Annotated in this window: 18 protein-coding genes and 1 pseudogene; 7 read left to right on the top strand and 12 right to left on the bottom strand. The window is 62.7% G+C overall.

What is annotated here, in order from left to right; genetic code table 11:
* Positions 1-1,353 (bottom strand): 3-oxoacyl-ACP reductase, encoded by a 1,353-nt coding sequence (locus LVS58_RS16950; protein WP_233692039.1) that lies wholly within the window; start codon positions 1,351-1,353, stop codon positions 1-3.
* Between the two features lie 117 nt (positions 1,354-1,470).
* On the opposite strand from LVS58_RS16950, the gene LVS58_RS16945 reads away from it, so the two are divergent.
* Both LVS58_RS16945 and LVS58_RS16940 read left to right on the top strand, forming a co-directional pair.
* On the top strand, positions 1,471-2,748 hold the full coding sequence (locus LVS58_RS16945; protein ID WP_233692038.1) for an acetyl-CoA C-acetyltransferase: 1,278 nt from the start codon (positions 1,471-1,473) through the stop codon (positions 2,746-2,748).
* Between the two features lie 85 nt (positions 2,749-2,833).
* The gene (locus tag LVS58_RS16940) at positions 2,834-3,613 is read left to right on the top strand and encodes an AraC family transcriptional regulator (RefSeq protein ID WP_233692037.1); all 780 of its coding nucleotides are present in this window, start codon (positions 2,834-2,836) and stop codon (positions 3,611-3,613) included.
* 91 nt (positions 3,614-3,704) lie between these two features.
* On the opposite strand, the gene LVS58_RS25350 is transcribed toward LVS58_RS16940, so the two are convergent.
* The 5 genes and pseudogenes from LVS58_RS25350 to LVS58_RS16920 form a co-directional block, all read right to left on the bottom strand.
* Positions 3,705-4,433: a methyl-accepting chemotaxis protein gene (locus LVS58_RS25350; protein WP_442796472.1), complete on the bottom strand. Its 729-nt coding sequence runs from the start codon at positions 4,431-4,433 to the stop codon at positions 3,705-3,707.
* Positions 4,434-4,562: 129 nt separating this feature from the next.
* Positions 4,563-5,450, bottom strand: a pseudogene (locus tag LVS58_RS25345) (cache domain-containing protein); the annotation flags it as partial.
* A 365-nt stretch (positions 5,451-5,815) separates the two neighbouring features.
* Positions 5,816-6,226, bottom strand: a complete 411-nt coding sequence (gene cueR, locus LVS58_RS16930) for a Cu(I)-responsive transcriptional regulator (RefSeq protein WP_233692035.1) — start codon at positions 6,224-6,226, stop codon at positions 5,816-5,818.
* Positions 6,223-8,622 (bottom strand): heavy metal translocating P-type ATPase, encoded by a 2,400-nt coding sequence (locus LVS58_RS16925; RefSeq protein ID WP_233692034.1) that lies wholly within the window; start codon positions 8,620-8,622, stop codon positions 6,223-6,225. The genes cueR and LVS58_RS16925 overlap by 4 nt, the downstream gene beginning before the upstream one ends.
* A gap of 52 nt (positions 8,623-8,674) precedes the next feature.
* Positions 8,675-9,061 (bottom strand): hypothetical protein, encoded by a 387-nt coding sequence (locus LVS58_RS16920; RefSeq protein ID WP_003255287.1) that lies wholly within the window; start codon positions 9,059-9,061, stop codon positions 8,675-8,677.
* 144 nt (positions 9,062-9,205) lie between these two features.
* Here LVS58_RS16920 and LVS58_RS16915 point away from each other — a divergent pair, with 144 nt between their 5' ends.
* Both LVS58_RS16915 and LVS58_RS16910 read left to right on the top strand, forming a co-directional pair.
* Positions 9,206-9,403: a heavy-metal-associated domain-containing protein gene (locus LVS58_RS16915; RefSeq protein ID WP_233692033.1), complete on the top strand. Its 198-nt coding sequence runs from the start codon at positions 9,206-9,208 to the stop codon at positions 9,401-9,403.
* A 107-nt stretch (positions 9,404-9,510) separates the two neighbouring features.
* Complete coding sequence (locus LVS58_RS16910; RefSeq protein ID WP_233692032.1) at positions 9,511-10,692, top strand: multidrug effflux MFS transporter; 1,182 nt, start codon at positions 9,511-9,513, stop codon at positions 10,690-10,692.
* Here LVS58_RS16910 and LVS58_RS16905 read toward each other — a convergent pair.
* Positions 10,643-10,840, bottom strand: a complete 198-nt coding sequence (locus LVS58_RS16905) for a hypothetical protein (RefSeq protein ID WP_233692031.1) — start codon at positions 10,838-10,840, stop codon at positions 10,643-10,645. The genes LVS58_RS16910 and LVS58_RS16905 overlap by 50 nt on opposite strands.
* A 488-nt stretch (positions 10,841-11,328) precedes the next feature.
* Here LVS58_RS16905 and LVS58_RS16900 point away from each other — a divergent pair, with 488 nt between their 5' ends.
* Positions 11,329-12,042, top strand: coding sequence for an ArsR/SmtB family transcription factor (locus LVS58_RS16900; RefSeq protein WP_233692030.1), 714 nt, complete (start codon positions 11,329-11,331; stop codon positions 12,040-12,042).
* Positions 12,043-12,062: 20 nt separating this feature from the next.
* Here the strand turns inward: LVS58_RS16900 and LVS58_RS16895 are convergent, their stop codons facing one another.
* The 5 genes from LVS58_RS16895 to LVS58_RS16875 form a co-directional block, all read right to left on the bottom strand.
* Positions 12,063-13,010 (bottom strand): adenosine deaminase, encoded by a 948-nt coding sequence (locus LVS58_RS16895; RefSeq protein WP_233692029.1) that lies wholly within the window; start codon positions 13,008-13,010, stop codon positions 12,063-12,065.
* A gap of 86 nt (positions 13,011-13,096) precedes the next feature.
* The gene (locus LVS58_RS16890) at positions 13,097-13,783 is read right to left on the bottom strand and encodes an SDR family oxidoreductase (protein ID WP_233692028.1); all 687 of its coding nucleotides are present in this window, start codon (positions 13,781-13,783) and stop codon (positions 13,097-13,099) included.
* A 365-nt stretch (positions 13,784-14,148) separates the two neighbouring features.
* On the bottom strand, positions 14,149-14,733 hold the full coding sequence (locus LVS58_RS16885; protein ID WP_233692027.1) for an IMPACT family protein: 585 nt from the start codon (positions 14,731-14,733) through the stop codon (positions 14,149-14,151).
* A 9-nt stretch (positions 14,734-14,742) separates the two neighbouring features.
* Positions 14,743-15,405 carry a TetR/AcrR family transcriptional regulator gene (locus LVS58_RS16880; protein ID WP_003255279.1) on the bottom strand — a complete coding sequence of 221 codons (663 nt, stop codon included), beginning with the start codon at positions 15,403-15,405 and terminating at the stop codon, positions 14,743-14,745.
* A 90-nt stretch (positions 15,406-15,495) separates the two neighbouring features.
* A complete protein-coding gene (locus LVS58_RS16875; RefSeq protein ID WP_029611808.1) occupies positions 15,496-16,416 on the bottom strand; it encodes a LysR family transcriptional regulator in 921 nt (306 codons plus the stop codon).
* A gap of 115 nt (positions 16,417-16,531) precedes the next feature.
* On the opposite strand from LVS58_RS16875, the gene LVS58_RS16870 reads away from it, so the two are divergent.
* The gene (locus LVS58_RS16870; RefSeq protein WP_233692026.1) at positions 16,532-17,878 is read left to right on the top strand and encodes an aspartate aminotransferase family protein; all 1,347 of its coding nucleotides are present in this window, start codon (positions 16,532-16,534) and stop codon (positions 17,876-17,878) included.
* 73 nt (positions 17,879-17,951) lie between these two features.
* Positions 17,952-19,445, top strand: a complete 1,494-nt coding sequence (locus LVS58_RS16865; protein ID WP_003255276.1) for a CoA-acylating methylmalonate-semialdehyde dehydrogenase — start codon at positions 17,952-17,954, stop codon at positions 19,443-19,445.
* Positions 19,446-19,914 lie beyond the last annotated feature (469 nt).

Raw genomic sequence — 19,914 nt, 5'->3', positions numbered from 1 at the left:
TCAAGCCCCCATCAGTGCCTGGCCGCACACCCGCAGCACCTGGCCGTTGACCGACCCGGAGCCTGGCTGGCTGAGCCACGCAATGGCTTCGGCGACGTCCTGCGGGCGCCCACCTTGGCCCAGCGAGCTCAAGCGCCGGCCCGCCTCGCGCAGGGCCATGGGCATGGCTGCAGTCATGTGGGTTTCGATGAAACCGGGGGCGATGGCGTTGATGCTGCCACCGCGCTCGGCGAGCCGTGGCGCCCAGGCCTGGGCCAGGCCGATCAGCCCGGCCTTGCTCGCGGCATAGTTGGCCTGCCCGCGGTTGCCGGCAATGCCGCTGACCGAGGCCAGCAGGGTGATGCGCGCGTTTTCACCCAGCGCGCCGTTGTCATACAGTGCCTGGGTGAGCACCTGCGGTGCCTTGAGGTTTACGGCCAGCACCGCGTCCCAGTATTCCGGGGTCATGTTGGCCAGTGTCTTGTCGCGGGTGATACCGGCGTTGTGCACCACGATATCGATGCCCTCGGGCAGGGCCGCGAGCAGTTGCGTGGCCGCATCGCTGGCGCATATATCCAATGGCAGTGCCTTGCCGCCGAGGCGTGCAGCGAGGGCGTCGAGGTCCTGGCTGGCCTGCGGTACATCGAGCAGCAGCACATCGGCGCCGTCCCGTGCCAAGGTTTCCGCAATGGCGGCGCCGATGCCGCGCGCAGCCCCGGTGACCAGCGCAAGGCGGCCGCCGAGTGGGCGTGTCCAGTCCTGCACCTGGCTGGTGCAGGCTTGCAGGCGCAGTACCTGGCCAGAGATGAAGGCACTCTTTGGCGACAGGAAGAAGCGCAGGGCGCCTTCCAGCTGATCTTCGGCACCGGCGGTGACATACAACAGCTGGGCCGTAGCGCCATTGCGCAGTTCCTTGGCCAGTGAGCGGCTGAAGCCCTCAAGGGCACGTTGTGCAACGCTGGCCAGTGGGTCGTCGAGGCCTTCCGGTGCATGGCCCAGCACCACGACATGGGCGCATGGGGCCAGACTGCGTAACAGCGGCTGGAAAAATTCACGCAACTGCTTCAGTGCATCGCTGTCGGACAAGTGACTGGCATCGAACACCACAGCCTTGATTTTCGGCCCCAGGCCGGCCACCCAGGCTTCAGCCTGCAGGTTATCGGCATTGAAGCTGTATACCTCGTCAGTCAGGCGCGGGGCGATGGCTTCGACCTGCTTCGCCAGTGGCCCGCCACCCAGTACCAGGGCACCTTCCACCGGCCGCAGGCGGCCAGCCTGCCAGCGCTCCAGTGGCGCCGGGCGTGGCAGGCCAAGGGCATCCACGAAGCGGCGGCCGAGATTGGAGTTGGCAAAACCGAGGTAGCGATCGCTCATGAGGGGTCTCCCGAAAGGCAAGTCTGAAAGTGTGGACCAACTTTGCGGCAGGGTCGTTCGAATGCGGTAAAAACACCTAGGCTGTACCGATCAAATTGTTTCAGGAGGAACACGCGCATGCGTTCAACTCGCCGGGTCGCGATCCTGGGCGGCAACCGGATCCCTTTCGCCCGCGCCAATGGCGCCTACGCCACGGCCAGCAACCAGGCGATGCTCACGGCCGCGCTTGAAGGCTTGATCGAACGCTATCACCTGCACGGGCTGCGGTTGGGCGAGGTGGTGGCCGGTGCCGTGCTCAAGCACTCGCGCGACATGAACCTGACCCGCGAGTGCGTGTTGGGTTCGCGCCTGTCACCGCAGACCCCGGCCTATGACATCCAGCAGGCCTGCGGTACCGGGCTGGAGGCTGCGCTGCTGGTGGCCAACAAGATTGCCCTGGGGCAGATCGATTGCGGTATTGCTGGCGGTGTCGACAGCACCTCCGATGCGCCGATCGCCGTCAACGAAGGCTTGCGCCATATATTGCTGCAGGCCAACCGTGGCAAAAGCCTTGGCGAGCGGTTCAAGCCTTTCCTCAAGCTGCGGCCTCACCACCTGAAACCCGAGCTACCACGCAATAGCGAGCCGCGTACGGGGTTGTCGATGGGCGAGCATTGCGAGCGCATGGCCCACACCTGGCGCGTTGCCCGCGCCGAGCAGGACGAATTGGCGCTGCTTAGCCACCAGAAGCTGGCCGCAGCCTATGCCGAGGGTTGGCAGGACGACCTGTTGACGCCGTTTCTTTCGCTGACACGGGACAACAACCTGCGCCCCGACCTGAGCCTTGAGCAGTTGGCCAGGCTCAAACCAGCCTTTGACCGCAGCGGGCAGGGCACGTTGACGGCAGGTAATTCTACGCCGTTGACCGATGGTGCTTCGCTGGTGCTGTTGGGCAGCGAGGCGTGGGCGCAGCAGCAGGGGTTGCAGGTGCTTGCCTATTGGGTCGATGGCGAAACCGCTGCGGTGGATTTTGTCACGGGGCGCGAAGGGTTGTTGATGGCGCCGGTGTATGCCGTGCCACGCTTGCTGGCGCGCAATGGCCTGACGCTGCAGGACTTTGACTACTACGAAATCCACGAAGCCTTTGCTGCCCAGGTGCTTTGCACGCTCAAGGCCTGGGAGGATGCCGATTACTGCCGTGAGCGGTTGGGCCTGGAGGCGCCGCTTGGCGCCATCGACCGCAGCAAACTCAACGTCAAGGGCAGTTCGCTGGCGGCCGGGCACCCGTTTGCGGCAACCGGTGGGCGAATATTGGCCAACCTGGCCAAACTGCTGGCGACGGCGGGTAAGGGGCGCGGGCTCATTTCGATCTGTGCGGCAGGCGGGCAAGGGGTGACCGTTATCGTCGAGCGCTGATGAAAAGGGTAACTGCAGACGCGGCGTGTGCCTCGATCATGGTCCAGCTGTTAGGCTTGTCTGGTCAGAACAAAAAGAAAATACCATGCCGATGATCGGACACCCCCGCGCTATCCCTGCGCTGGAACACCTGCCCAGACCTCTCTACGCCCGCGCCGAAAGCCTTGGCGCCGGTTCGTGGACCACTCGTCACCAGCACGACTGGGTGCAGTTCTCGTACGCCATCAGCGGTGTCCTTGGCGTGTATACCCGCGACGGCAGTTACTTTGCCCCACCGCAGTGGGGGGTATGGATCCCTGCCGATGCCGAGCATGAAGTGGTCACCTCGATGCAAGCCGAGATGCGTAGCCTGTATGTGCGCCGCGATGCCTGCCCATGGGCGCCGGAACAATGCCGAGTGCTGGAAGTCACGCCGCTGGCGCGCGAGCTGATCAAGCAGTTCTGCCTGTTCCCGGCAGATTACCCAGAGAACGACAGCGCCGAGGCGCGTCTGGTGGCGGTGCTACTCGATCAGTTGCGCACCTTGCCGGAAGTCGGTTTTTCGCTGCCGTTGCCGCGCCACCCTGGTTTGCTGGCGCTGTGCAATGGCTTGATTGCGGCACCCGACCAGCCGCAGACCTTGCAGCAATGGGCGCGGGAGCTGGGGTGTTCGGAGAAGACCTTGATGCGGCTGTTTCAGCGGGAGACGGGGTTGAGCTTTCGTAATTGGCGCCAGCGCATGCGGCTATTGTCGTCGCTGGCGTTGCTGGAGGCGGGGGAGACTGTGACCGAGGCGGCGCTGGGGTGTGGGTATGACTCCACTTCGGCCTACATTGCGGCGTTCAAGCAGCTGTTTGGGGCAACGCCCGGGGAGTTGAGGCTTTAGTTTAGGGATACTTGTGCCGGCCTCTTCGCGGGTGAACCCGCTCCTACAGGGGCGCGTTACCACCCGCGAAAGGGCCGGCACAGGCCACACTTCAGGTGCGGAACCTGCGCACCAGCGTATCCAGCTCATTGGACAGCCCGGCCAGGCTCTCAGAGTCCTGGCGCGCCGCCTGGGCCAGCTCGGCCACCAGCTGCGCATCCCCGTGAATCTGGCTGATGTGCCGGTTGATGTCCTCGGCCACCTGATGCTGTTCTTCGGCCGCCGTGGCGATCTGGGTGTTCATGTCGCGAATCACGTCTACCGACTCACGGATCTGCCCGAAGCTGTCGCGGGCCAGGCCAATGCGGCTGACCGACTGCTGCGACACTTCCAGGCTGGCGTGCATCTGCTCGGCCACTTCGGCGGTACGGCTGGCCAGGTTGCCCAGCAAACCGTCGATTTCGGCGGTGGAGTCGGCAGTACGCTTGGCCAGCGCACGCACTTCGTCGGCCACCACGGCAAAGCCGCGACCCTGCTCACCGGCACGGGCCGCTTCGATGGCGGCGTTCAGGGCCAGCAGGTTGGTCTGTTCGGCAATCGAACGGATGGTGCCGAGGATCGACTGAATGGCGTTGCTGTCACGCTCCAGTTGCTGGATCGACTGGGCCGATTGCTCGATTTCGTGGCTCAGGCGATCAACGCTGAGTACCGCTGCATCGATCTGCTGCTGCCCTTCGCGGGCCTGCTGCTGGCCGCTGTCGGCCGACTGCGCTGCCTGGCTGCAGGACCTTGCCACTTCATTGGCAGTGGCGACCATTTCGTGGAATGCGGTAGAAACCATGTCCACGGCTTCGCGCTGGCGGCCGGCCGCCTCGGCCATGTCGCTGGAGACGCGGGTCGAGCTGCTGGATGTGCTGAGGATCTTGCTGGCAGCAGTGCCGATGTGCTGGATCAGGCTGCGAATGGCACCGAGGAACTGGTTGAACCAGCTGGCCAGTTGCGCGGTTTCGTCGCGGCCGCGGATTTCCAGGTTGCGGGTGAGGTCACCTTCACCTTGGGCAATGTCTTCCAGGCCATTGGTAACACTGTTGATCGGGCGCACGATCAGTTTGGCGAAGGCCGCTCCGACCACCGCGAACAGCGAGGCCAACACCACAGCGATCACACCGATCAGCCAGGTGAGCCGGGTGGTGGTCTGCATCACTTCGCTTTGTTCGATCAGGCCGATGAAGGTCCAGCCCAGTTGCTGGTCGGGGTAGACGTTGGCCATGTAGTGCACGCCATTGAGTTCGACCTCGACCAGGCCTTTGCCGGCTTTGGCCAGCTTGGCATAACCGTCGCCAAAGCTTCCCAGCTGCTTGAAATTGTGGGCGGCGTCGCGCGGGTCGACCATCACGTTGCCGTTGCTTTCCACCAGCATCAGGTAGCCGCTTTCGCCCAGTTTGATCTGCTTGACGATCTCGGTCAGGCCCTTGAGCGACACGTCGATGTTGACCACGCCGCCGGGGTTGCCCAGCTGGTTGGCCACGGTGCGCACGGTGCTGATCAGCACCGCATCGTCAGCGGCCCAGTAGTAGGCGCCGGTACGCAACGTCTTGCCAGGGTTGGCCATGGCTAGTTGGTACCAGGGGCGCGTGCGGGGGTCATAGTTGACGAACTTCTGGCCGGCCGGCCAGCCCGTGTAGCCGCCGTCATTCACCCCGTAGGACAGGTAGGCGTAGGCGGGATGTGAGTTGGCCAGGCGGGTCATGAAATCGAGTATTTTGCTGGCCTGCTCGCCCAATTCGTACGACGGCGTTGCACTCATGTACTTGTTCAGCTCGCTGCCCGTGGCGGCAACCATTGGCTGGGAAGCCATGTACTCGACGTTCTGATTGATCCCCTGGAAGAAGATGTTCATCGCGTTGCTGACCTGGCGGATTTCCCGGCTGCTGCTGTCGAGGAATCCGTCGCGGGCTTCGCCGCGCAGGTTGATGACCACCAGGGTGGCCACGAGAACGATGGGCAAGCCGGCGATGACCGCGAATGCCCAGGTCAGTTTCTGTTTGATGCTCATCGACGCTCCCGGAATTGTTGTTTTCGACACACGAGGCAGGTAGTAACTACATCGGCAGCATCCGGGTTTCATGAAGCCAAAACGCCCGTATTTATTGGATAAAGTCGTGGTTGGTGACTATTCGGTCGTGTTTGGACAGTTATGGCATGCCAAACGCGCGTGGCAGCTCAGTGACAGCAGCTGCCTGCAGCGCCATTGGCCAGGTCTTTAAGGATCGGGCAGTCCGGGCGGTCGTCACCCTGACAGTGCGAAACCAGTTCACCGAGGGTGTCGCGCAGGCTCACCAGCTCCTCGATGCGCTGGTTCAGTTGATCGATGTGCTGCATGGCCAGCGCCTTCACATCGGCGCTGGCACGTTGGCGGTCCTGCCACAAGGTCAGCAACTTGCCGACCTCCTCGAGGGAAAAGCCCAGGTCTCGGGAGCGTTTGATGAAGGCCAGGTTGTGCAGGTCTTGCGCCTGGTACAGGCGGTAGCCGCTGTCGCTGCGTGTAGCCGGTTTGAGCAGGCCGATGGATTCGTAGTAACGGATCATCTTGGTGCTGAGCCCGCTGCGGCGGGCGGCCTGGCCGATGTTCATGGCGCCTCCTGTGTGCTGCTGGTGGGTTTCCACGTTTTAAGCCACAGTGCGTTGCTGACGACGCTGACGCTGGACAGGGCCATGGCGGCTCCCGCCAGTACCGGGTTGAGATAACCCAGCGCGGCGAGCGGGATGCCGATCAGGTTGTAGATGAAGGCCCAGAAAAGGTTCTGGCGGATCTTCGCGTAGGTCTTGCGGCTGATTTCCAGCGCGGCGGGCACCAGGCGCGGGTCGCCACGCATCAGGGTGATGCCGGCGGCCTGCATGGCCACGTCGGTACCGCCACCCATGGCAATGCCGATGTCGGCTGCGGCCAGCGCCGGTGCATCGTTGATACCATCGCCCACCATGGCGACCACCCCATCCTGCTTGAGCGCGGCCACCGTCGCGGCCTTGTCGGCCGGAAGCACTTCGGCGTGCACATCGTCGATGCCCAGGGCCTCGGCAACCACCTTGGCGCTGCCACGGTTGTCACCGGTCAGCAGGTGGCTGCTGATGTGTTGGGCGTGCAGGGTTTCGATGGCCTGCGCGGCGCCAGGCTTGAGGCTGTCGCCAAAGGCAAACAGGCCCACCACGCTCGGTTGCGTGCCGCGCTCGATCAGCCACGACAGTGTGCGCCCTTCAGCCTCCCAGGCCTGGGCCTGGGCGGCCAACTCGCCCGGCTGTAGGCCGCTTTCGTCAAGCAGTCGGCGGTTGCCAAGCGCCAGTTCACGGCCCTCAACGCGCCCGGCAATGCCGCGCCCGGTCAGCGACTGGCTGTCGGCAACGGTTGGCACCTCCAGCCCTTGCTCTGCACAGGCCACCAGTACCGCCTTGGCCAGCGGGTGTTCACTCCCCCGCTGCAGGGCGCCGGCCAGGCGGTGAAGGTCGGCACGGTTGCCGTCCAACGCCTGACTGTGAACCACCCGCGGGCTGCCGGAGGTGAGGGTGCCGGTTTTGTCGAACACTACGCGGTTGACCGCATGGGCACGCTCCAGGGCTTCGGCATCCTTGATCAGGATGCCGTGGCGGGCGGCGACTCCGGTGCCGGCCATGATCGCGGCGGGCGTGGCCAGGCCGAGTGCGCAGGGGCAGGCGATGACCAGCACGGCGACGGCGTTGATCAGCGCGGTTTCCAGCGGTGCCCCAGCCAGCCACCAGCCGATCAGGGTGATCAGGGCCAGTACCAGCACGGCCGGGACGAACACCTGGCTGACACGGTCGACCAGCTTCTGGATCGGCGCTTTGGCAGCCTGGGCGTCTTCCACCAGGCGGATGATGCGCGCCAGCACGGTCTCGGTGCCCAGCGCCTGGGTACGCACCAGCAGCCGGCCTTCGCCATTGATGGCACCACCGGTGACGCTGTCGCCGGGTTGCTTGGGCACTGGCAGGCTCTCGCCGCTGATCAGGGCCTCATCGGCATGGCTGCTGCCGTCTTCGACTACGCCGTCGACCGGGAAGCGCTCGCCGGGCTTGACCAGTACCAGGTCGCCCAAGCGCAAGTGGGCGATGGCCACGTCCTCTTCCAGGTCGTCGACCACGCGCAGGGCACGTTCCGGGCGCAAGGCTTCGAGGGCTCGGATGGCGCTGGCGGTCTGGCGTTTGGCGCGGCTTTCCAGGTACTTGCCCAGCAATACCAGGGCAATCACCACGGCCGAGGCTTCGAAGTACAGGTGCGGGGCCATACCGGCGGGGGCCTGTGCCCATTGGTACAGGCTCAGGCCATAGCCAGCGCTGGTGCCCAGGGCCACCAGCAGGTCCATGTTGCCAGCGCCGGCGCGCACGGCCTTCCAGGCTGCAATGTAGAAGCGCGCACCGAGAATGAACTGCACGGGTGTGGCCAGCAGGAACTGCACCCAGGCCGGTAGCATCCAGTGCAAGCCGAACGGTTGTACCAGCATGGGTAACACCAGCGGCAGGGCCAACAGCAAGGCTGCTCCGACTGCCAGGCGCTCGTTGCGCAGGCGGCGCTGGATAGCGTTTTGGTCGTCCCTGGTCGATTGCGGCAGGCTGGCGCTGTAGCCTGCCTTTTGCACAGCGTCGATGAGCAGGTTGTCGTCAAGGGCCGCAAGCACTTCGAGGTGCGCACGTTCGCTGGCCAAGTTGACGCTGACCCGCTCGACCCCGGGCAATTTGCCCAGGGCGCGCTCTACTCGGCCGACACAACTTGCGCAGGTCATGCTGCCTATCTGCAGTTCGAGGGTGCGGGTTGGTACCCCGTAGCCGGCCTCGCGCACGGCTTCGACCAAGGCCGGCAGGCTGGCAGGCGGGGCCAGGACCCGGGCTTTTTCAGTGGTGAGGTTTACGCTGACCTGTTCAGCGCCGGTGACCTTGCGCAGGGCGCGCTCGACCCGGCCAGCACAGCTGGCGCAGGTCATGCCGGAGATCGGCAGGTCGTATGTGGTGGATGCGGGCATGGCTCTCCTCCTTGGACAGGCCTCCAGCATCAACCTTGCCACGCAGGCAAGGTCAATAGCCCAGGTCGGCTCGTTTCAACTCCAGCCCATATTGCCCCATGGCGATGCGGTATTTGTTGATCTGGCCCGCCTGCAGATTCAAACGCGTGCTGCGCTGGTCCTCTATACCTGCGGCGCAACCCGGCATTTGCCCAGGCAGCAGGCGCAGGCGCACATCCACCGGGCCAGGCGGCAGGTTGAACGAGGTTGACTGCTCCTGGAAAACGCGCCCGGAGAGCTGGTCGTTGAGGTACACGCCGATTTCGCAACTGGTGGCCACTTCCAGGCGCTCCCGGGAAATGATCAGTACGCTGTAGGCCGAGTTGCCCTCGGCGAAGGCCGGTGGTACCACAGCCAGCGCCCCCAATAGCCCGACGACGCCCAATGCTGCCCTGAACATGAAAAATCTCCTGCATGCCTGATCGTCAAAGGCGCAGCTTGGCCGACGCGGACGCGGATTTCCACCCCGGGTGTTGCAGGCAGGGCTTGACCTTGCCCTGATGGCAAGCTTGAAACTCGTGAAAAACCTGAAGGAGGTAACCCCATGCACGTGTTCAATGTACAAGGCATGACCTGCGGCCATTGTGTGAAAGCCGTGACCCGCGCGGTGCAGGAGCAGGATGCGGCAGCCAGGGTGGAAGTTGATCTGGCGGGCAAACAGGTGCGTGTGCATAGCGAGTTGGCGCAGGAGCAGATTCTCACCGCGATTCGGGAGGAGGGGTATCAGGCCGAGCTCGCCTGACGCCCTGACTGCTCCCATCTGGGGTAACAGTGTTGCAAATGTTTTCACATTGACAGGGGCCACAGCAGGTAGAATCAGTTACTTGCTTAGCCTGCTATGGATTCCTGATGAACCTGCGAATGGTGCTCATCCTGGGCGCACTCAGTGCGTTCGGGCCCTTGGCGATCGACTTCTACCTGCCAGCCTTCCCGGCCATGGCGCAAGCGTTCGCCACCGATGAAAAACACGTCCAGGCCACGTTGGCCGCCTACTTCCTGGGCCTGTCTATCGGGCAGTTGGCCTATGGGCCGGTTGCCGACCGCTTTGGCCGACGCATACCACTGATGTTCGGCGTTACGCTGTTCACCCTGGCATCACTGGCCTGTGCCTACGCCCCCAACCTCGATACCTTGGTGGTGGCGCGTTTCATCCAGGCGCTGGGTGGTTGTGCCGGCATGGTGCTTTCGCGGGCCATCGTCAGCGACAAGTGCGACCCGGTCGCTTCAGCCAAAGTGTTTTCGCAACTGATGCTGGTCATGGGCCTGGCGCCGATCCTGGCACCGATGCTGGGTGGGGTGCTGGTGAACCTGGCCGGCTGGCAGTCGATCTTCCTTGCTCTGAGCCTGTTCAGTGCCGGCTGTCTGCTGGCGGTAAGCCTGGGCCTACCGGAAAGCCTGCCCGAGCATATACCCCGCCAACCGCTGTCTGGCGCCTTGCGCCAGTACCTGCGGCTGCTGGCTGACCGGGTGTTCCTCGGCCATGCCCTGACCGGCGGTATTGCCATTGCCGGCATGTTTGCCTACATCGCCGGTTCACCTTTCGTGTTCATCAAACTGTATGGCGTGCCCGCTGAGCATTACGGCTGGCTGTTCGGTACCAACGCTGCCGGTTTTATTCTGGTGGCGCAGGTGAACGCCCGCTTGCTGGCCAAACGCGGGCCGGCCTTCCTGCTGGGCCGTGCAGTGTGGCTGTATCTGATTGCTGGCCTGGTGCTGCTGGGCGTGGCGGCGTTGCGCCCTGCGCAATTGTGGCCGCTACTGGTACCGCTGTTCATCTGTATCGCCAGCCTTGGTTGCATCATTCCCAATGCTTCGGCCTGCGCCATGAGCGGACAGGGCGCGCGTGCCGGCAGCGCCTCGGCACTGATGGGCTGTGTGCAGTTCAGCGTGGCTGCGGGTGCTGCGGCGCTGGTCGGGCTGCTGCATGATGGCAGTGCGGTGCCGATGGCAATCGTGATCAGCCTGTGCGGGGCGCTGGTGGTCAGTGTTGCGCTGTTGACCCGGCGCTTGCAGGCCAAGGCTCCCGCATGAGCGGGTGAGGTGCCTGCAGCCGGGTTTCCAGCGTGGCGACGAAGGCTCGCGCCTCAGCCTCGCTGCGGAAACTGACCACATGCTGATCAAGCTGGACTTGCCAAGGGCAGGCGGGGTTTCGGCTCGACGCACTTACGATAATTTTCATCGCGGCATACCTCCAGGAAGGGGAGCCGCTCAAGTGTAGCGCTGGCCCGCCAGCCTGCCATGACACTGCTTCAGCGTCCTGACTGACGGTAAGTGTGTGCATTTTCCTGGCGGTGTTTCCTACTTTGGGCGCAATGCCCGTAAACCCGCAGAACCTTCGCTTTGTGTCGCGCTATTTGTGGAAGGTTGCTGTGGGCCACATCTGAAATGGCTGCAAGTCTGTTTTCATCAATATGTTTCAGCGCGTTTGTGTGGGCGTGCCGGTGCCTTGGTTGACTTGGTTCCGGCCAGCTTTCGAAGCCGCTTCGCTGCTTGCAATGGGTAGGGATACCCAGTGGTTTTTCGTCATGAGTACGATGGCACCTGGTCGTCTGGCCGGCATTTTCTGCGGCTTATACTGGCGAACCAGGCCAGTGCCAGCGAGAGGCGCTTCCCTGGCAGGGTTGGCCATCGCATCCCCACAGTGAACTTGCAGGGAGTTACAAGGACATGAACGCAGTCAGCAGTATCAGCCAGATCGCCAGCCTGATGGCCGACCCCAAGCGCAGTGCCATGTTGTGGGCATTGATCGATGGCACACCCCGGTTGGCCAATGAGCTCGCGATAATGACAGGGCTGACTTCATCGTCAGCCTGCGCGCACCTTTCGCTGCTGTCGTCGGCCGGTTTGCTCAGGCATGAAGCCAGGGGCCGCAAACGTTACTTCTGTCTGGCCACCCCGCAGGTCGGTGCAGCGGTAGAAGCCTTGGCCAGCGTACAGCTGGAAAGCGCCAGGGGAGAGCGTGCCGAAACGCCGATATCCTCGCTGCCCCTGTCGATGCGCCGGGCGCGCCGTTGTGGCGATCACCTGGGTGGGGAATTGGCCAGTGAGCTGTACCATCGCATGGTGGTGGCTGGCTGGCTGGAAGGCAGCGGACGGCATTTGAGGGTCAGTGACGAGGGGCGGGCGCAGTTGGCCTTGGTCGGGGTGTACATTGATGCCCTGGCGCCACACCAGCAACGGGGTTGCGTGATCTGCCGCTGCACCGAATGGAATGACCAGGGCCCGCATCTGGGTGGCGTACTGGGTCAGGCCTTGTTCAGGTTGTTCCTGCAATCTGGCTGGATGCGCGAGTTGGAGGACTCGCGGGCATTGCATATTTCGGCGCTGGGTATCCAGCAGATCAATCGCATAGCCCGCGTGGCGACGTTGCAGGTCGGTTGAGCACAACGTCGTCATGCTACTCAAACCAGCCGTGCGTCCAGGCTGTTCTGCGCCAGGCGACGTGCCTGGTCTTCGGTCATGCCCAAGTGGGTATGTAGGGCGTGGAAGTTCTCCGTGACGTAGCCACCGAAGTAGGCCGGGTCATCCGAGTTGACCGTGACTTTCACGCCACGCTCGAGCATGTCGAGGATGTTGTGCTGGCTCATGTGGTCGAACACGCAGAGCTTGGTGTTGGACAGCGGGCACACCGTGAGCGGGATCTGCTCGTCGATGATGCGCTGCATCAGGCGCTCGTCCTCGATGGCGCGCACGCCATGGTCGATACGTTTTATCTTCAGCAGGTCGAGGGCTTCCCAGATGTACTCGGGCGGGCCTTCTTCGCCAGCATGGGCAACGGCGACGAAGCCTTCGCTACGGGCGCGGTCGAACACACGCTGGAACTTGCTGGGCGGGTGGCCCATCTCCGAGCTGTCCAGGCCTACGGCAATGAACGCATCGCGGAACGGCAAGGCCTGATCGAGGGTCTTGTGCGCTTCATCCTCGCTGAGGTGGCGCAGGAAGCTGAGGATCAGGCCGCTGCTGATGCCCAGTTGGTCGCGGCCATCCTTGAGCGCCTGGCTGATGCCGTTGAGCACCACTTCGAAAGCAATGCCGCGATCGGTATGGGTCTGCGGGTCGAAGAAGGGTTCGGTGTGGATCACGTTCTGCGCCTTGCAGCGTTGCAGGTAGGCCCAGGTCAGGTCGTAGAAGTCCTGTTCGGTGCGCAGCACATCTGCGCCCTGGTAATACAGGTCGAGGAACTCCTGCAGGTTGTTGAAGGCATAGGCACCGCGCAAGGTCTCCACATCGGACCAGGGCAAGGCGATCTTGTTGCGCTCGGCCAGGGCGAACAGCAACTCGGGCTCCAGGGAGCCTTCCAGGTGCAGGTGCAGTTCGGCCTTGGGCAGGGCGTTCAACCAGTCATACATAGTGGTTCATCTCAATCAGGTACGGTTGCGGCCATTCTACAGGGGCTGGCTGGGCAATGCGCCCAGCCGGGCTGCGACCTGGTGAATCACCAGACCAAGGGTTCGCCCTTGTAGTTGATGAAACGCAGGCCGCCCTTGCCGCTTTGGGCCTCGATCTGTTCGATCATGCCGCGGGTGCTGGTGAGCACATCGATTTCGGCGTTTTCGCCGCCCATGTCAGTTTTCACCCAGCCCGGGTGCATAGCCAGTACGCACAGGTCCGGGCGCTGCTGCTCAACGAAGAAGCTGTTGATCATTGAGTTCAATGCCGCCTTGCTGGCCTTGTACAGGCAGATTTCGCCACCGTCGGGGATGGTGACGCTTCCCAGGATCGAGCTCATGAAAGCCAGCACACCACTGCCTTCGCGTATTTGACCCACCAGGCGGCGAGCCACGCGTATTGGCGCCACAGCGTTGGTCATGAACAGATCGCCAAGGTCGTTGTTGCGAACTGCCTCCAGGTCTTGCGGGAGGGGCCCCATGACCCCGGCGTTGACGAATATCAGGTCGAACACCTGGCCTTGCAGGCGCTGCTTCAGGCCGTCGAGCTGAACGGTGTCGTTCATCTCCAGCTGCTCGATGTGCACGCCGGGCACGTTCGCCAGGGCGCCGGGCTGCTGCGGGTTACGGACGGTGGCAGTGATGTGCCAGCCGTCTTCGTGCAGGCGTTGTACCAGGCCCAGACCAAGCCCGCGCGAGGCGCCGATGATGAGGGCGGTTCTTGAATTAGCCATAGGGACATTCCTTTCGGTGTAGGAGAAGGGAATTGAGCATACGTCACGGGGGATACGCGTGCCTGGTTTGCGTCTGGTTAAAAAATGGTCAGTTCTGTCTGGGCCTTGTGGGGCCGGGCGTTTCGCCTGTTGGCACACGGGTTATCCACAAGCTGGTCCACAGTTATTGTGTGCAAGGTGAGCAGGCGGGGTGCGGCTTGGATGGGCGGTTCGCTGGGGATAAGTCGCGCACATTCAGCAGTTTGCGACTGTCATCAAATGGTGATCAAAATATGATCAAAGCTCTGAGAGCCTCGAAATCACTAGCCTGCAAGAGATGCCCCAAGCTTATCCACAGGCAGGCCCACAGTTGTTGTGGGCAATGTTCAGCGTGCTTCGAGCAAAATACGCCCGCGGCTCAGGTCTGCCAGTTGCTGTTGCAATGGCGCCAGGTGCGCGTCACCGAGGGCAACCAGCAGGTCCACACCATTGGCGGTGAACTGTTCATCCAGGACCAGGCCGTCAACCTCGGCCAGGCGCAGCTTCACCAGCGCCAGCTCGCTGAAACTGCAACTGCAGCTGAAAGTGCTGCGCTGCACGAGCAGGCGCTTGGGCGCCTGTTGCAGGCACTTGTTGGCGCCGCCTCCATAGGCCCTGGCCAGGCCACCGGTACCCAGCTGGATACCGCCGTACCAGCGGATCACCAGCACCACCACCTGGTCGCAGTCCTGCGCTTCGATGGCCGCCAGGATCGGCCGCCCGGCAGTGCCGCCGGGTTCGCCGTCGTCACTGCTGCGGTACTGCGCACCGAGTTTCCAGGCCCAGCAGTTGTGGGTTGCGGCCAGGTCGCTGTGACGTTCGATGAAACTCATCGCTTCGGCGGCACTGTTGATTGGCCCGGCGAGGGTGATGAAGCGGCTTTTGCGGATTTCCTCGCGGTATTCGCAGAGGTCGAGCAGGGTAGAAGGCATAAAGTACCGTCAGGCCGCCGGCTTGATGCCGCAGCCCTTCAGAATGATGTGGATAAGGTTGTTGCTCGCGTCTTCCATGTCCTGCTTGGTCAGGCGGCTGCGGCCAGTCACCTGGCAAATCTGGGTGGCAAAGTCGGCATAGTGCTGGGTGCTGCCCCAGAGCAGGAAGATCAGGTGCACCGGGTCGACCGGGTCCATTTTGCCTGCTTCGATCCAGGCCTGGAATACCGCAGCACGGCCGCGGAACCATTCGCGGTAATCGGCACTGAAGTATTCGGTCAGGCAGGTGCCACCGCTGATCACTTCCATGGCGAAAATGCGCGAAGCTTGCGGGTTGCGTCGGGAGAACTCCATCTTGGTGCGGATGTACTGGCTCAGGGCCTCGCCAGGGTCGTCATCGACGCTCAAGGCGTTGAAGGTGCTGTCCCACAACTCGATGATGTTGCTGAGCACGGCGATGTACAGGCCCAGCTTGTTGGTGAAGTAGTAATGCAGGTTAGCCTTGGGCAACCCCGCCTTGAGGGCGATGGTGTTCATGCTGGTGCCCTTGAAACCATGGCGGGCGAACTCATCTTCGGCGGCCTGGATAATGGCCTGTTCGTTCTTCTGGCGGATACGGCCCGCGGGCTTGCCCGAGGCGGAGAGGCGATGCGCAGGGACTTCTAGGGTCATGGACGATTCCGTACGGGGCAGTGGCTGCGGCTGTCGGACAAGATTACCTGCCTGTGCCGAAGTGACAAGCGTTTGCGGCACAGACTGGCATCAACGTGTCGCAGCCAGGCTTTCGAGGAAGCTTTCCAGTACCAGGTTGGGGCGCCGGCCTTTGCGGGTAACCCAGCTCAGGCTCAGGTCATAAAAACGCTCCTTGGGCTTGAGCGCACGCAAACGGCCTTGCTGTACCCAGAACATGGCGTAGTGGTCGGGCAGATAGCCGATGTAACGCCCGGTGAGGATGAGAAACGCCATGCCCTCGCGGTCAGAAGCACTGGCAGTGCAATTCAGCGCCTGGTAGTGCGCCTGGATGTCGGCCGGCAGGCGGAAGGTGGGGGTGATGGCTTCCTGGCTGTTGAGGCGTTCGTCGTCTATCTGCTGGTCGTCGGCGTAGAACAGCGGGTGGCCGACCGCGCAGTACAGCAGCGAGCGTTCGCTGTACAACGGTTGGTACTCAAGCCCCGATAGCGGGCTGGTCTGTGGTACGACGCCAACGTGCAGGCTGCCGTCGAGCACGCCGTGCTCGACCTGGCTGGGGGCGATCATACGGATCTGGATGCGCACATCAGGGCCGCGGTCCTTGAGTTCGGCCAGGGCATGGGTGATACGCATGTGCGGCAGGGTCACCAGGTTGTCGGTCAGGCCAATGTTCAGCTCGCCGCGCAAATGCTGGTGCAGGCCGTTGACCTCGGTGCGGAAGCTTTCCAGCGCGCTGAGCAGTTGCAGGGCTGAATGGTAGACCTCGCGGCCTTCCTCGGTCAGCGAAAAACCGGCGCGGCCGCGCTGACACAGGCGCAGGCCGAGGCGTTGTTCAAGGTCGTTCATCTGCTGGCTGATGGCCGAGCGGCCAATGCCCAGCACGTTTTCGGCAGCCGAGAAGCCACCGCACTCGACGACGCTGCGATAGATCTTCAGCAGGCGGATGTCGAAATCGCTGACTTGGGCGAGTGGATCGGGTCTTCGGCTCATCAGTTTAGTCTCGGCCTGCCTGAAGGTTAGAAATGTAGGCTTTTTCAGACTCTATCGCCGTGCCAACTTAGCTGCAACAACATACATCGTTGCCTAATCGTCTTCCGAGGAACCGCCGATGAACCTGCCCGAAACCGCACCCGCCGGTATCGCTAGCCAGCTCAAGCTGGACGCCCACTGGATGCCCTACACCGCCAACCGCAACTTCCAGCGCGACCCACGCCTGATTGTGGCGGCCGAAGGCAACTACCTGGTCGATGACCACGGGCGCAAGATCTTCGACGCCCTGTCTGGCCTGTGGACCTGCGGCGCAGGGCACACCCGCAAGGAAATCGCTGACGCGGTAACCCGCCAACTGAGTACGCTGGACTACTCCCCGGCGTTCCAGTTCGGCCACCCGCTGTCGTTCCAGCTGGCGGAAAAGATCGCCGAGCTGGTGCCGGGCAATCTGAATCACGTCTTCTATACCAACTCCGGTTCCGAGTGCGCCGATACCGCACTGAAGATGGTGCGTGCCTACTGGCGCCTGAAAGGCCAGGCAACCAAGACCAAGATCATCGGCCGTGCCCGTGGTTACCATGGCGTGAACATCGCGGGTACCAGCCTGGGTGGCGTCAACGGTAACCGCAAGATGTTTGGTCAGCTGCTGGACGTCGACCACCTGCCTCACACCGTGTTGCCGGTGAACGCCTTCTCCAAAGGCATGCCGGAAGAGGGTGGTATCGCGCTGGCTGACGAAATGCTCAAGCTGATCGAGCTGCACGATGCCTCCAACATCGCAGCAGTCATCGTCGAGCCGCTGGCCGGTTCGGCCGGTGTGCTGCCGCCGCCGAAGGGTTACCTGAAGCGTCTGCGTGAAATCTGCACCCAGCACAACATTCTGCTGATCTTCGACGAAGTGATCACAGGCTTCGGCCGCATGGGCGCAATGACCGGCTCGGAGGCCTTCGGCGTTACCCCGGACCTGATGTGCATCGCCAAGCAGGTGACCAACGGCGCCATCCCGATGGGCGCAGTGATTGCCAGCAGCGAGATCTACCAGACCTTCATGAACCAGCCGACCCCGGAATACGCCGTGGAATTCCCACACGGCTATACCTACTCGGCGCACCCGGTAGCCTGTGCCGCCGGTCTCGCTGCGCTGGACCTGCTGCAGAAGGAAAACCTGGTGCAGTCCGCTGCCGAGCTGGCGCCGCATTTCGAGAAGCTGCTGCACGGTGTGAAGGGCACCAAGAATATCGTCGATATCCGTAACTACGGCCTGGCCGGCGCCATCCAGATCGCCGCCCGTGACGGTGATGCCATCGTTCGCCCCTACGAAGCGGCCATGAAGCTGTGGAAAGCCGGCTTCTATGTACGCTTTGGTGGCGACACCCTGCAGTTCGGCCCAACCTTCAATACCAAGCCGCAGGAACTGGACCGCCTGTTCGATGCTGTAGGCGAAACCCTGAACCTGATCGACTGATCTTTCCGATTTTGATGCCAGGCGCATGCCCTCAGCGCGCGCCTGGCTCTCCTTTGTTTATCTGGAGTTTTGCATGAGCATTGTTCAGCACCTGATTCACGGCGAACTGGTTACCAAGGGTGAGCGCACCGCCGATGTCTTCAACCCGTCCACTGGCCAGGCCGTGCGCAAGGTCGAACTGGCCAGCCGCGCAACCGTGCAGGAAGCGATCGACTCGGCCAAGGCAGCCTTCCCGGCCTGGCGCAATACCCCTCCGGCCAAGCGCGCCCAGGTAATGTTCCGCTTCAAGCAACTGCTGGAGCAGAACGAAGCCAAGATCTCGCAGATGATCAGCGAAGAGCACGGCAAGACCCTGGAAGACGCCGCCGGTGAACTGAAGCGTGGTATCGAGAACGTCGAGTTCGCGTGTGCAGCCCCAGAAGTGCTGAAGGGTGAGTACAGCCGCAACGTCGGTCCGAACATCGACGCCTGGTCCGACTTCCAGCCGCTGGGCGTGGTTGCCGGTATCACCCCGTTCAACTTCCCGGCCATGGTGCCGCTGTGGATGTACCCACTGGCCATCGCCTGCGGCAACGCATTCATTCTCAAGCCTTCCGAGCGTGACCCGAGCTCGACCCTGTACATTGCCCAGTTGCTGCTGGAAGCCGGCCTGCCAAAGGGCATCCTCAACGTGGTGCACGGTGACAAGGAAGCGGTGGATGCGCTGATCGAAGCGCCGGAAGTCAAAGCACTGAGCTTCGTGGGCTCGACCCCGATCGCCGAGTACATCTATGCCGAAGGCACCAAGCGTGGCAAGCGTGTACAAGCCCTGGGGGGCGCGAAGAACCACGCGGTGTTGATGCCGGATGCCGACCTGGACAACGCAGTCAGTGCACTGATGGGCGCGGCTTACGGTTCGTGTGGCGAGCGCTGCATGGCCATTTCGGTAGCCGTGTGCGTGGGCGATCAAGTGGCCGATGCCCTGATTGCCAAGCTGGAGCCACAGATCAAGGCGCTGAAGATTGGTGCCGGCACCTCGTGCGGCCTGGACATGGGCCCGCTGGTGACTGCGGCCGCGCGTGACAAGGTCGTGGGTTACATTGATGACGGTGTAGCTGCTGGCGCCAAGCTGGTGGTGGATGGCCGTGGTTTCCGTGTGGCGGGTAATGAAGATGGCTACTTTGTGGGTGGCACCCTGTTCGACAAGGTGACCCCGGAGATGCGCATCTATAAAGAGGAGATCTTTGGCCCGGTGCTGTGCGTGGTCCGTGTGAATAGCCTGGAGCAGGCCATGCAGCTGATCAACGATCACGAGTATGGCAACGGCACCTGCATCTTTACGCGTGACGGTGAAGCGGCTCGTCTGTTCTGCGACGAGATCGAAGTGGGTATGGTGGGTGTGAACGTACCGCTGCCGGTGCCGGTGGCCTACCACAGCTTTGGTGGCTGGAAGCGTTCGCTGTTTGGTGACCTGCATGCCTATGGCCCGGATGGTGTGCGTTTCTATACCCGTCGCAAGGCCATTACCCAGCGTTGGCCGCAGCGGGCCAGCCATGAAGCTTCGCAGTTTGCGTTCCCTAGCCTTTAAGGGTGGGTAGACAAAGCGGGGAGGCCGGTAGGTCTCCCCGCTTTGTTTTTGGGGTTTGGTTGTGGCTGTTGTAGGGGGAGGCGTGGTGGGTATGTCTTGAGATGGTGTTGTCGGTGAGATGTGTCTGCCATAACCCCTGCAGCGCCTGTGAGATCGAGCGCCGCCCGCGCGGCGCTTCGCGGGTAAACCCGCTCCTACGCTTGTTTCGGGCCAATTATGCCTGTGGGATTTGCGCGCGAACGCCCTGGCGCATGGCTCGATATCGCGTCGTACCAACAAGGCGGTCGCGCGCGCCCGGCACAGGAGGGACTGGCCCGAAACAAACGTAGGAGCGGGTTTACCCGCGAAGCGCCGCGCGGGCGGCGCTCGGTCTCACAGGCGCTAAATGCGTTGTGGCGAACACCTGGTAGCCTTGATACGGTCTTTTTCCCCCTATATTCCACTTCATTGAAATTAAAGGTTGACGCCT

This window comes from Pseudomonas sp. JR33AA (assembly GCF_021378985.1).
Lineage (GTDB): Bacteria > Pseudomonadota > Gammaproteobacteria > Pseudomonadales > Pseudomonadaceae > Aquipseudomonas > Aquipseudomonas alloputida.
This window is presented reverse-complemented; position numbering and strand designations above follow the sequence as displayed.

Bases quoted from the DNA above. Each gene is read 5' to 3' on its own strand.
- LVS58_RS16905 (WP_233692031.1), bottom strand. From the start codon at position 10,840: ATGAAAATTATCGTAAGTGCGTCGAGCCGAAACCCCGCCTGCCCTTGG.
- LVS58_RS16925 (WP_233692034.1), bottom strand. From the start codon at position 8,622: ATGCCCGCATCCACCACATACGACCTGCCGATCTCCGGCATGACCTGC.
- LVS58_RS16885 (WP_233692027.1), bottom strand. From the start codon at position 14,733: ATGCCTTCTACCCTGCTCGACCTCTGCGAATACCGCGAGGAAATCCGC.
- LVS58_RS16890 (WP_233692028.1), bottom strand. From the start codon at position 13,783: ATGGCTAATTCAAGAACCGCCCTCATCATCGGCGCCTCGCGCGGGCTT.
- LVS58_RS16895 (WP_233692029.1), bottom strand. From the start codon at position 13,010: ATGTATGACTGGTTGAACGCCCTGCCCAAGGCCGAACTGCACCTGCAC.
- LVS58_RS16945 (WP_233692038.1), top strand. From the start codon at position 1,471: ATGCGTTCAACTCGCCGGGTCGCGATCCTGGGCGGCAACCGGATCCCT.
- LVS58_RS16870 (WP_233692026.1), top strand. From the start codon at position 16,532: ATGAACCTGCCCGAAACCGCACCCGCCGGTATCGCTAGCCAGCTCAAG.
- LVS58_RS16950 (WP_233692039.1), bottom strand. From the start codon at position 1,353: ATGAGCGATCGCTACCTCGGTTTTGCCAACTCCAATCTCGGCCGCCGC.
- LVS58_RS16910 (WP_233692032.1), top strand. From the start codon at position 9,511: ATGAACCTGCGAATGGTGCTCATCCTGGGCGCACTCAGTGCGTTCGGG.
- LVS58_RS16915 (WP_233692033.1), top strand. From the start codon at position 9,206: ATGCACGTGTTCAATGTACAAGGCATGACCTGCGGCCATTGTGTGAAA.
- LVS58_RS16880 (WP_003255279.1), bottom strand. From the start codon at position 15,405: ATGACCCTAGAAGTCCCTGCGCATCGCCTCTCCGCCTCGGGCAAGCCC.
- LVS58_RS25350 (WP_442796472.1), bottom strand. From the start codon at position 4,433: ATGGTTTCTACCGCATTCCACGAAATGGTCGCCACTGCCAATGAAGTG.
- LVS58_RS16900 (WP_233692030.1), top strand. From the start codon at position 11,329: ATGAACGCAGTCAGCAGTATCAGCCAGATCGCCAGCCTGATGGCCGAC.
- LVS58_RS16865 (WP_003255276.1), top strand. From the start codon at position 17,952: ATGAGCATTGTTCAGCACCTGATTCACGGCGAACTGGTTACCAAGGGT.
- cueR (WP_233692035.1), bottom strand. From the start codon at position 6,226: ATGAACATCGGCCAGGCCGCCCGCCGCAGCGGGCTCAGCACCAAGATG.
- LVS58_RS16940 (WP_233692037.1), top strand. From the start codon at position 2,834: ATGCCGATGATCGGACACCCCCGCGCTATCCCTGCGCTGGAACACCTG.
- LVS58_RS16920 (WP_003255287.1), bottom strand. From the start codon at position 9,061: ATGTTCAGGGCAGCATTGGGCGTCGTCGGGCTATTGGGGGCGCTGGCT.